The organism is Pseudolactococcus chungangensis CAU 28 = DSM 22330 (assembly GCF_002441885.1).
GTDB lineage: Bacteria > Bacillota > Bacilli > Lactobacillales > Streptococcaceae > Pseudolactococcus > Pseudolactococcus chungangensis.
The window spans coordinates 1-12,021 of record NZ_JXJT01000035.1; the positions used below are offsets into that span (position 1 = coordinate 1).

Sequence of the window (12,021 nt, forward strand, 5' to 3'; positions counted from 1 at the left end):
ACCTCTTTTCATACGTTTTTAGAGGTGCCCTTAAACTTACGATTGTGGATATTGAAAGGCAGGTCTCTACTTCTTCCAACATTGCTTTTCCCAAAGACTCTTTTAAAAGTCGGAGAGCTTGCTAATATAAGGCCTGCCGAGTTGTCAGCGCCACTCATAACACAGAGTGATGTTGTCAAAGGATTTAGTCCTAATTCAACACATTCAACACTTGCATAGAAAGACTTCATGTCAATAAATGCTATCGCCCTGCGTTGTTCTTTCGAATAATCAATTAAAGGGTCAATCTCAATCATATAGACACCTCTTTTGTAAATAGTGTTAGTTTTTTTGACTAACACTATTTTATCACTTTTAAAGTTGATGTCAATTAATAACTCATATTTTGAAAAAAGAAAAAATAGGCGAAGCCTATCTTTATTTATCTTATATATATTTATCTTTTGTTCTTTTGCGTACAAAAAATGTCAATGTTTATGCACTCTGATAAGATTATATAGTCACAAAAAACTATGTATACAGTCACAAAAAACTATGTATACAGTCACAAAAAACTATGTATACAGTCACAAAAAACTTTACAAAGTGACTGTATACTTGTATAATAAAAACATAGAGAAAATAGACGACTAAATCACTTTCTCTATGCCTATTACACTACCCTCAAAGGAGAAGATAGCTCATGCCTATTATAACAAAAGAAAATCGGATAATCAAAATGAATGATATTGAAAAAAGAAAAGTAGTAGAGCATAACGATCTCATTTCGTCCGTTGCAAAAATGGATAAAACACCTCTTAAAATTTTTGAATTGGCAGTATCTTATATTGATACGGATAATCCTCCAAAGGATAATATCATCTATTTATCAAAAACTGAACTCTTTAAATTCTTTAAAGTTACTGACAGCAACAAACATACTCGGTTTAAAGAAGCGATTGAAATCATGCAAAAGCAGGCTTTTTTTGAAGTGAAAGAAAAAAAGGAAAAGGGTTTTGAATATAGAAGTATCGTGCCAATTCCAGAAGTGAAATGGACTGATTATCATGATGAAGTGATGATACGATTTGATATTGCTATTATGCCTTATTTAATTGATCTTAAAACGAATTTCACACAGTATGCTTTGTCTGATGTAACAGAGCTAAATAGTAAGTATTCTATTATCCTTTATAAATGGTTATCCATGCACTATAACCAGTATGAACATTATGCTAATCAAGGCGGAAGACGACAGGAACAATTAGAAGAGTATGCTAACCCTTCACTACCTGTTAAAGAATTAAGACAACTTACTGATACGCTAAATGAATATAAACATTTCCCTCATTTTGAAACAAGAGTTTTAAAAAACGCAACGGAGGAAATCACTCAACATACTCATTTTAATGTTTCGTACGAAAAATTGAAAAAAGGACGTTCAATCGACTCCATACAGTTCCATATATCTAAGAAAGCACAGCCACAGGAACTAAATGGAGAATACAAGGAAAGAGAACAAGACCCTGCTTACCTACAAGATAAAGCAAATAGAGAAGTGAGTCAGCAGGCATTATTTGCTGAAGCAATGCAGAGTATTTTTACTATGGAGTTGATAGATAGCTCGTTGATTTCTCCAGTAGAAATGACAGATATTTCTTTAATGGCAAATCTTCAACAAGAAGTTTACCCCCTTTATAAACAACTAGAAGAAATAGTTGGTATTAAAGGTGTCAGAAAGCACCTAGAATACGTTTCAAGCAAGAAATTGGACTATTCTAAGCCTAACCTTGTTAAGTACCTTAAAACGGCTGTAGTGCGCTACCTCGATAGTGGCGACACAAAGCAACCAGAAGAAAGCAAAACAAAGTTTTTGAAACAGCCCCCAAGGACTTTAGAAGAAGTAGCAAAAGATTATTTATAAAAAGAAACAAAGGACAATATTTTTATATTGTCTTTTATATTGTATTTACAATATATTTATGATATAATATAAACATATTGTAAATACATTACATAAATAATTTAGAACAGAGGAAAGACCATGAGAATTATCAGCTTTGCAGCCATTAAAGGTGGAGTAGGAAAAACAACATTGACATTCAATTATGGAGAGTGGCTATCAAGACAAGGTAAAAATGTTTTGTTAATTGATTGTGACCATCAATGTAGTTTAAGTCAAACATATAATTTATTTACAACAGAAAATACTGTTTATAATATTTTTGAAGGTGGGGAAGTAGAAATTCATAATATCCATAGTAATTTGGATATTATTCCATCTTCTCCTATGCTTGATGAATTAGAAACTGAATTGAGTACAAAACATAATAAAGATTTACTTTTGATGATGTGGTTTCAAGATAATATCGATACAATAAGAAAATATGATTTTGTTTTAATTGATTGCCACCCTGATTTTTTAACTGTAACAAAAAATGCTATAGCTATCAGTCATTACATACTCAGTCCAATTGAACCTAGTCAGTATGGATTTACATCAAAAAGTTTATTATTAGAAAGACTATCAAACTTTAAAGATGAAGTGATTGACGTAAGATCAAGAGAAAGTTATATCACAGCACAAACATTATTTATAGGTAATAGGATACGACATAATACAAAATCATCTAAAGAGTTCTCGCAAAAGATTTCAGAGGATAAAAATGTAATAGCTTTAATTCCTGAAAAAGAACTGTTTAATCGGTCAACATTAGACGGGACTCCAATTGTTGAAATGCAGGAAGATAAAGAAATAAATGTTAAAAACAAAACTTTTTTTAATGCGTTAGATAGTACATTCCGTAATATCACAAATACAATAGAAAAATAATGTATATACAATATTTTCATAATGTTTATAGAGGAGAGGGAAATATAATGGCTTTTGATTTAGATACAGATAATATAAAAAAAGTGATGACTAAAAAGAAAAATAGTAATCTACCAGTTAATGAGACAAATAATGAAAAAAGGATAACTTGTTCTTATACTTTAGAACCATCTGTAAAAGAAGGGCTAGTTAAATTAGCTAGTATGCAAGGGTACTCAAATACATCTAAATTTTTAAATGATTTGCTGAAGCAAAACTTGAAAAACGAAAACATAATATAAACACAATGTAGATTATAATGTAAAAAACATTGTAAATATATTGTGGACTAATGTCAAACTAGCAAGGATAGAATCGGCAAGGACGAAACTATATTATCAGAAATTTTAAAAGTGAAAGATGAACAAATTGAAGACTTTAAATTTCAAAGAGAAGTGTTTGTAAATGAAATTGCAAAAAAAATGAACAAATCAAAAGTTTAGTGGAAGCTCAAAAATAAACGCAAAATCTTTTAGATCAACAACAACGTCTAGCCTTACAGGATAAAAAATTACTAGAAGAGTATAAATCAGAAATCAATGAATTGAAAGCTCTTAAAATGCCTCAGGAGGATATGAAAGATGGCTCGTCGATAAGGGGTGAGGCGCAGGAAGAAATTGAACTACTGAAAGCTCAATTGAAGTTATCAGAAGAAGAACGAAACAAGGCAAAAGAAAAAGAGCCGGTAAAAACTGAATTTAAAAAATGGTGGCATTTTGGAAGGAATGTAAAATGACTAAACAAACTTTTGATGATTTAATTAATCAGATTAATACTGTTTCTAAAGATGTACAAAGAGAACGTGGGACGCTTTTTGAAAAATTGACGTTAGCCTATTTGAAAAATGAACCTACTTATAAATCCTTGTATCAAAATGTGTGGTTATTGTCGGAAGTTCCTGAATCTTATGGTATTCCAAAAAAAGATACAGGTGTTGACCTAGTTGCTGAACAAAAAAATGGTGATTTGGTTGCGATACAAGCTAAATTTTATACAAATAAGGTAGCTAAGGCTGAAATTAATTCCTTTGTTGCTGAGTTAGGTAAAAGTTACTATCAACGAGGACTTATTGTATCTACAATGGATGATTGGAATTCCAATGCACGTGAAACGATTGATCAGAATGAAAAAGGAATTGAAATCATTGGATTATCAGACCTTAGGAACTCTCAAATTGACTGGTCTCAATTTAATTTTGAACGTCCAGAAAATGTTGTCGTTAAAAAACCTAAAAAATTAAGGGATTACCAACAAACAGCTAAAGAAAATGCCCTTGCTCATTTTAAAGAAAATGATCGTGGACAACTAATTATGGCACCAGGTACAGGAAAAACATTTACTAGTCTTAAAATATCTGAAGCTCTATCTAAAGATAAAGATGGTCCTTTTAAAGTGTTGTATCTTGTTCCTAGTATTCAATTATTGACGTAAACATTGCGTGGTTGGAATAATGATACTGAACTAACAATGACAAGTATGGCCGTTACTTCTGACCGTGATGCATCACGTGGTACAGATGGAACCGAGGATATAAAAGCATCTGATATTGGCTATCCAGCAACCACCTCTAGTAAAAAAATATTACAAAACTGGCATGATTTTGAATCATTGCCAAAACCAACCGATATGCTCGTTGTTTTTAGTACGTATCAGAGTATAGAAGTCATAGGTGAAGCACAAAAAGAAGGGTTTCCAGAGTTTGATTTTATTATTTCTGATGAAGCTCATAGAACCACAGGTGCTCATGAAGCAGCTAAAGAGGCCAGTGCATTCTCTAAAGTTCACAGCAATAACAATGTAAAAGGACTTAAAAGAATGTACCAAACGGCTACACCAAAGATATATGGCGAAAGTGCGAAAAAAAATGCCAAAGACAAGAGTATCTTACTTTCATCAATGGATGATGAAAGTAAATACGGAGAAGTGTTCTTCCGTATGGGATTTGGTCAGGCAGTCTCACGTGATATTTTAACAGATTATAAAGTGATGGTTTTAGCAGTTGATGAAGCAGCAATTCAAAAAGATATGCAACGAACTCTCGCTGATCCAGAAAATGGCTTAAATATTGATGATGTTGGTCGTATTGTGGGGATTTGGAACGGGATGATGCGTCGTAATGGCTATAAGAACCCTATTAAAAATAGTCCTTATGATGGTGCTCCTCTAGAACGAGCGATTGCCTTTACACGAACGATTGAAGAATCAAAAAAGGTATCGAGTCAATTTGAAGAAGTAGTCAATGAGTATATCAGCGAAGCTATTGAAGACGAATCTATCCATTTATCAATGCGTCATGCGGATGGCAAAATGAATGCACTCCAAAAAGGAGAGATTTTAGATTGGTTAGCAAATCCTAATAAACCAGCGGATGAAGCTCGAATTGTTTCTAATGTACGCTTCTTAACAGAGGGTATCGATATTCCGACGCTTGATGCAGTTATATTTTTATCTCCGAAGAAATCTCAAGTTGATATTGTTCAAGCTGTGGGTCGTATCATGCGTAAGGCTGAAGGGAAAGACTATGGATATATTATCTTACCAATCGTTATTCCAACTGGAGAAAAACCAGAAACAATATTAGATAATAACAAGAATTACGAAACGGTTTGGCAAGTGATTAATGCGTTACGGTCTGTCGATGAGCGATTTGAAGCAATGATTGATAAGTTAAACATGACCAAACCTAAACAGTTAAAAGTTATTGGTGTAGGAAGTGCTCCAGATCAAGTGAATGACCAAGATAAAACTATTGAAAATACTCCTGTCCAAACAGAACTTGAGTTTGAGTGGGATAAATTTGAAGGTGCTATTTTTGGTAAAATTGTTCAAAAGGTTGGAGATCGTAAATATCTTGAGAATTGGTCGAAAGATGTTGCTAAAATAGCCGAACGCCAAATTAACTGGATTAAAAATAAGTTATCAGATAAAAAAGATCCGATTAGTTTAGAATTTAAAAAGTTCGTTTCATCATTACAACATAATATCAACGAAAGTATTGATGAAAATCAAGCTGCGGAAATGCTCTCACAGCATTTAATTACAAAACCTATATTTGAGGCATTATTTTCGGAATATAGTTTTGTAAATCAAAACCCCGTCTCCCAAGCGATGGAATTAATTGTATTAGAGCTAGAAAAAGCTGGTTTTGCCAAAGAACAAGAAAACCTAGAGCCTTTATATGAATCCGTCAGAATGCGAGCTGAAGGGATTGAAAAAGCAGAAGACAAACAAAAGATTATTGTTACTTTGTATGATAAATTCTTCAAAACTGCTTTTAAAGCAACAACTGAAAGATTGGGGATTGTCTTTACCCCAATTGAAGTTGTGGATTTCATTATTCATTCCGTTGATGATGTTCTTAAAAAGCACTTTGGCAAGTCTTTAGCAAGTAAAGATGTCCATATTTTAGATCCTTTTACAGGGACGGGGACGTTTATTGTTCGAACATTGACTTATCTAAAAGAACAAATGGATGCTGGAGAAATATCGTTGGCTGATATCACTCGTAAATTTACGCAAGAATTACACGCGAATGAAATTGTTTTATTGAGTTATTACATTGCGGCGATCAATATTGAAGCAACTTTTGATGAAATAAACGGAAATGAAGAAGTTTATGTTCCCTTTGAAGGGATTGTTTTAACAGATACTTTTGAGAGTACCGAGACCGAAGATACATTAGACGATGATTACTTTGGAACTAATGATGAACGTTTGAAACGTCAAAAAAAAGTCCCAATTACAGTTATTATGGGCAATCCACCGTATTCAGCAAAGCAAAATAACGAAGATGGTAACCAAATACGCGTGAATTATCCTAATCTTGATAGATGTTTACGTAAAGATTGGATTGAAACATCTACTGCTACAAACAAGAATGGATTGTTAGACTCATATATCCGAGCACTTCGTTGGTCTGCAAATCAATTAAAGGGAAATGGAGTTATTGGATTTATTACTAATAGTTCCTTTCTCGATGGAGTAGCAATGGATGGCATGAGGAAGTCTTTAGTAAAAGAGTTTTCTGACATCTACGTTATCGACTTAAAAGGACAAATTCGTCGTAGAAGTCGTGAACAGACAAAGATTGAAGGTGGAAACATCTTCGACATTATGACTGGTGTTGCTATTACAATTTTAATCAAAGATGAATCATATGAGGGTGACGGCAACGTTCACTACTTGAACGTTGGAAATTCTTTGTCGAAGCAAGATAAATTGCATAATTTGGTTAATTGGAGAAGTATTGCCCATGTGAAAGAACGATTTGTTACGCTTGTGCCGAATAGAAAAGGCGATTGGTTAAATCAGCGTAACTCTAATTTTGATGATCTTATTCAACTAGGTAATAAAAAAACAAATGATTCGTTATTTTTGGATTATACTGGTGGCTTGAAAACTGGACGTGATGCATGGTCTTGGGGATTTTCTAGGGTTGATGTTGAACAGAAAATGAAAAACAGTATTAATTACTACAATAATCATTTGGGTGATAAGAATGTTTATTCGCTAGAAACGGATGCTTTGTCATGGACTCGTTCATTGAAACAAAGATTTGAACGATGTGAAAAGCAAATTTATGATGATCAACGTATGTATATTGGAATGTATCGTCCTTTCACAAAAAAGTATATCTACTATGCTCAAGCATGGGTAGACATGCAATACAAGATGCCATCTGTATTACCTGTCTCAAATTCAAAAAATCAAATGATTTCACTGTCTAACAAAACAGAAGGGAAAAAATTTACATCATTGATGGTTAACGTGTTGCCAGATATCAACTTATTTGCAGGTGGTTCGCAGAATGTCCCAGAGTTATTATATGATGCTATGGGAAGTTTCTCTGCAATCAGACCTGAAGTATTGAAAAAACTTGCTGGTTTAAATCAATCAAATATCATGTATTATTTGTACGGCGTATTCCATTCCCCCCAGTATGAGAAAATTTATGGTAGGGATTTAGCGAAATCATTTCCACGTGTACCAAATTTAAAGAATAAGCAAGGGTTCATCCAGATTGGGTGTCGGCTTGCTGAGTTGCATTTAAATTATGAGAATCAACCAATTTGGGAAGGTGTTGAAGTTGAAATTTCGAAACCAGATTATCGTGTTAAGAAGATGAAACATCCTAAAAAGGGTATATTAGATACTATTATTTTTAACGATAGCATCACAATTAAAAATATTCCAGAAAAAGCCTATGAGTATATTGTTAATGGTCGATCTGCTATTGAATGGATTATTGATCAATATCAAGTAAAAACAGATAGAAAATCAGGAATAACTGATGATCCTAACGAATTTAGTGATGATTCTAAATATATTTTAAATCTATTATTATCTGTTATTACAGTAAGTATGCGCACACTGGAATTAATTGATGAATTACCAGAATTTGAAGTACAAGAATAATTAAGGGGGTATAATTAGATAATAACCCCTATTAAAGCCAGTTAAAATAACCCCTAATATCTAAAATATAGATCTCAGGGGTTATTTTGGGTTTTTAATGATATAATAAACCTAAAAATAGATCGAAGTTAAAATGAATAAATTAAGACAAATTGTTATAGATGCTCCATTTGTCCCTTTTATGTATCTCTTCGTTGGCTGGACTAATGTCAAATATTTAGACACAAAAATGGAAATTAATTTTCAAATGCTAAAGTAGAATATTAGCATATGAGGGTGGAAATGATATTCTGAAAGATTTGGGGTATACCTATAATTTGAATATAGAATACAACGTTTTTAATATGTTAAATGAAACTGTCACAATTTCGTGGGACAAAAAATAAAAGCCTATATGGCTTTTTTATTTTCTATGAATATTAAACTTGTTTCTGTACCTTTGAAAAGTCCTGCGATTGATACCTGTTTGTCGTTCAACATCTTTTTCAGTTTCGCCATCGAGGTAAAGTTTGAATGCAAGCTGAAGTCTAGGGTCATTCTCGCTAAACTTTTGTTTACGACCTTTAAATTTACCTTTTTCTTTTGCAAGTGCAATTCCCTGCGCTTGCCGTTCCTTTATTCTTTTACGTTCAGACTCAGCCTGATACTTGTAAAGCTCGATAACAAGATTATTGATCAGTCGTCTTAAATTGGTATCTTCAATTCCTGACATGGAAGGTAAGTTTAAGACCTCTAAAGTAGCTCCCTTTTGTTGGATCGTGTTCATAATTTCAGTTAGGTCTTTATTATTTCGTCCAAGTCGGTCTAATTCAGCAACTACCACAATATCGCCCTCACGAATATAATCAAGCATTGCTTGTAATTGAGGGCGTTCGGTAGTAGCTCCACTTATTTTGTCTGAAAAGACCTTAGAAACGCTTTCTAGTGCTTGTAGTTGTCTATCAAGGTTCTGTTCTTTACTTGATACACGAGCATATCCTATTTTAGCCATATTTAACCTTTTTCTGTTGCGCAAGTCTATTGTCTATCTATAAATCTAGTATATCATAGAAGAACAAAAAAGACAATAGAGTGTACTCAGTTGTCACACTAAATGAAACAAATTATAACAGCTAGTCTCTAATTATTTGATATTGTCTTTATATATCTATTATTGCTATCTTTTTATACCATTTTATACTAAAATATACCTATTGAGGAACTTTGCAACACAACCCAGTGACAGATAAAGCCCCATCTATTGCTAGTGCATTTAGAAAGTTACAAAAATGTTAGTATATATTTGATAATTAATTTTATGAGGAGGAGAATTATGGATTTTAGGAATACAGATTTAAAAGATTTATTTGGTGCAGTTGCCGCAGAAGATGATGAACTTAAAAATTTAGAAAAATATTTTTTCAAGAATCAATTATTTAGAAAAGCTATTGGGAAAGATAAATTATTAATATTGAAAGGGTATAAAGGAACTGGTAAGTCTGCATTATTAACTATGGTTCAAGATTATTTTTATGCAGAAAAGAAAGTATGCTTATCAATAAAACCAGATGATTTTCCTAGTATAAAACTGTCAAATAATGATAATTTAGATTTAATAAGCTCTTGGAAAAAGGATTTAAATGATCTTATTATTAAAAAAGCGTATGAAACTTTTTTACAAGAAGACAAACCACAAAAAAAATTTTTTAATGCTATTAATGCTATTAATGACATATTCAATTTACCTCAATATTTAAATGCAGATACCGATGGCTTTAAAAAAAAAATAGCTGAGAATTTTAATAAGAATAGAGAAGTATATGTTTTTATAGACGATCTTGAAAGAGGATGGAATGGTGATGAAAATAGTATCCATAGAATATCGTCCTTAATTTCAGCATTAAGAGATCTATCCAATAGTTTTAAAGGACTTAAGTTTAGAGTATCTTTAAGATCTGATATGTATAGCATGTTGAGATATGACGATTCTAATCTTGATAAAGTACTTCCTGATATATTTGATGTGAAGTGGACGAGAGATGACTTGTTAAAAATTCTTGTAATGCGTGTGCAACATTATTTTGGTAATGATATCAAGAGTGAAGACCTAGATGGCCTTACACAGACAGAACTAGAACCTTATTTGAAAGATATCATGAAATTAAATTTTTCTGGCAAGGGTAAGTGGCATAATAGACCTATTCATAATATCTTACTTTCACTAATTAGAGAGAGACCACGTGATCTTATTAATCTTTGTACCCTAGCTGCAAGCAAAGCTGGCGAAAATAATCATGATTTAATTGAGACTAAAGATTGGGAAACAATTTTTCAGAAGTATTCAAGAGATAGGTTTAATGATACAATTACAGAACATAAATACCAATTAAGCCAAGATGGGGTAAAACAGCTTTTAAATGGTATGAAAACAACTAAGGCTGAGTCCAAGTTACAAAAATCTCTTTATGATAGAGACGAAATATTACTTAAAATAAAAAACATTTTAGAGCAAAATAATATAAGAAAAAATGGTACCACATATAAAATGAGCTCCAAAGAAGGATTAGAGTTTTTATATTCTATAGGTTTTTTAGTTGCTAGAAAGGATGAAAGTGAAAACGGTTATATTAATAGAGTTACATACGATCAAAATCAAGATTTAGTAGACCAAAACTCTGGCTATAAATTTGAAATACATCCTGCATTTAGATGGGCATTAAACTATGATCCAAATGAAAATATTTTAGCCGGATTTGATAGTGAATACTATTGATAAATCATAATAAGAATTATGATAGCTTTTAATTGTGGCTTATACATCTAACATATTTCTTATTTCATTGAATACCGAAAACCAGAAGAGATTACCGTCTCTTTGGTGTTTTTTATTTAAGGTATGGGAGCACTGAGAGGGATATATAGAAAGAACGGAAATCTCTTCGGCTTTTCGATGTCGACTGAAATTAAAATATTAATGGTATCCCAGCATAGTTAAAATGTGAGATTAGGAATTTTGTACTCTTTTGAGGAACTTTGCAACAGAACCGTGTACTCTATTGGCTATTTAAAGACTATATCAAACCCAATTGATAAATTGTAAAATTAAATATAAAATATAATTATAATATAAGTTACAACCTAATTGAAAGTGTAGAAATAAAATATACTCAAGAGGAGAGTCAAAATGGAAAATGAGAATGGGAATTTTGGGATTAGAATAGTAGAAAAACCAACATTTTTGGATATAGAGATAAAAATGAATGTACTTTTTGGTATGAAACAGAAGAAGAAAGAGATAAAAAACATGATGAAATGTCTAAAGATATAAAGAATATTCCAGCAACAGGTTTTGTGTATTCAAAGACTGATTGTGGCATGATATCAACTGAAGATATTTTAAAAATTTATAGGAATTAAATTGCATGGATATTCCTAATTAGGTTCTATTGCTAAGTAAAAAGAATAAAAGCCATTCAGCAATTAAGCTGGTTGGCTTTTATTCTGGGAGTTTTTATGAAAAAATATTTTGTGGTAGCTCCAGTATAATGCTACTTCCTTAAATCAAAATTAATCGATCAAAAAAATTATGGTACAATAATACAGTAGAAAAGTTAAGACGGTGGCTATCTTTGAGAGGTGGTGATGCTTATGCAAGTAAACATCAAAATCTATAGGGAGGAGATGCCTGTTTGTCCGCATATGAGACAATTCAATTGCTTTGATTGCTTTAGTTGTTAAACTGCTTAAAAATGACAAAAAAAAATAACCGTCCTTTA

General features: G+C 32.1%; 7 protein-coding genes and 2 pseudogenes. 7 read left to right on the top strand and 2 right to left on the bottom strand.

What is annotated here, in order from left to right:
- Positions 1 to 32: 32 nt before the first annotated feature.
- A pseudogene (locus RR45_RS10120) lies at positions 33 to 296 on the bottom strand (Y-family DNA polymerase); the annotation flags it as partial.
- Between the two features lie 386 nt (positions 297 to 682).
- Here RR45_RS10120 and RR45_RS10125 point away from each other — a divergent pair.
- The 5 genes and pseudogenes from RR45_RS10125 to RR45_RS10145 all read left to right on the top strand — a co-directional run bounded on the left by RR45_RS10125 (position 683) and on the right by RR45_RS10145 (position 8,266).
- Positions 683 to 1,903: a RepB family plasmid replication initiator protein gene (locus tag RR45_RS10125; protein ID WP_072353687.1), complete on the top strand. Its 1,221-nt coding sequence runs from the start codon at positions 683 to 685 to the stop codon at positions 1,901 to 1,903.
- A gap of 120 nt (positions 1,904 to 2,023) precedes the next feature.
- The gene (locus tag RR45_RS10130) at positions 2,024 to 2,812 is read left to right on the top strand and encodes a ParA family protein (RefSeq protein ID WP_031367184.1); all 789 of its coding nucleotides are present in this window, start codon (positions 2,024 to 2,026) and stop codon (positions 2,810 to 2,812) included.
- 47 nt (positions 2,813 to 2,859) lie between these two features.
- Positions 2,860 to 3,093 carry a hypothetical protein gene (locus tag RR45_RS10135; RefSeq protein ID WP_031367183.1) on the top strand — a complete coding sequence of 78 codons (234 nt, stop codon included), beginning with the start codon at positions 2,860 to 2,862 and terminating at the stop codon, positions 3,091 to 3,093.
- A 302-nt stretch (positions 3,094 to 3,395) separates the two neighbouring features.
- A complete protein-coding gene (locus RR45_RS10140) occupies positions 3,396 to 3,587 on the top strand; it encodes a hypothetical protein (RefSeq protein ID WP_244898838.1) in 192 nt (63 codons plus the stop codon).
- Positions 3,584 to 8,266 (top strand): annotated as a pseudogene (locus tag RR45_RS10145) (DEAD/DEAH box helicase). Before RR45_RS10140 ends, RR45_RS10145 begins: the two are co-directional and overlap by 4 nt.
- A gap of 403 nt (positions 8,267 to 8,669) precedes the next feature.
- On the opposite strand, the gene RR45_RS10150 reads toward RR45_RS10145, so the two are convergent.
- Positions 8,670 to 9,257, bottom strand: coding sequence for a recombinase family protein (locus RR45_RS10150; protein WP_031367182.1), 588 nt, complete (start codon positions 9,255 to 9,257; stop codon positions 8,670 to 8,672).
- 321 nt (positions 9,258 to 9,578) lie between these two features.
- On the opposite strand from RR45_RS10150, the gene RR45_RS10155 reads away from it, so the two are divergent.
- Together RR45_RS10155 and RR45_RS11295 are read left to right on the top strand one after the other, a co-directional pair.
- The gene (locus RR45_RS10155) at positions 9,579 to 11,018 is read left to right on the top strand and encodes a P-loop ATPase, Sll1717 family (protein WP_031367181.1); all 1,440 of its coding nucleotides are present in this window, start codon (positions 9,579 to 9,581) and stop codon (positions 11,016 to 11,018) included.
- A 411-nt stretch (positions 11,019 to 11,429) separates the two neighbouring features.
- Entirely contained in the window at positions 11,430 to 11,573 is a 144-nt protein-coding gene (locus RR45_RS11295; protein WP_167362615.1) for a hypothetical protein, read from the top strand.
- Positions 11,574 to 12,021 lie beyond the last annotated feature (448 nt).

What these genes read in the sequence shown, in the direction of transcription:
- RR45_RS10125 (WP_072353687.1), top strand. Translation starts at nt 683, where the DNA reads ATGCCTATTATAACAAAAGAAAATCGGATAATCAAAATGAATGATATT.
- RR45_RS10150 (WP_031367182.1), bottom strand. Translation starts at nt 9,257, where the DNA reads ATGGCTAAAATAGGATATGCTCGTGTATCAAGTAAAGAACAGAACCTT.
- RR45_RS10130 (WP_031367184.1), top strand. Translation starts at nt 2,024, where the DNA reads ATGAGAATTATCAGCTTTGCAGCCATTAAAGGTGGAGTAGGAAAAACA.
- RR45_RS11295 (WP_167362615.1), top strand. Translation starts at nt 11,430, where the DNA reads ATGGAAAATGAGAATGGGAATTTTGGGATTAGAATAGTAGAAAAACCA.
- RR45_RS10155 (WP_031367181.1), top strand. Translation starts at nt 9,579, where the DNA reads ATGGATTTTAGGAATACAGATTTAAAAGATTTATTTGGTGCAGTTGCC.
- RR45_RS10135 (WP_031367183.1), top strand. Translation starts at nt 2,860, where the DNA reads ATGGCTTTTGATTTAGATACAGATAATATAAAAAAAGTGATGACTAAA.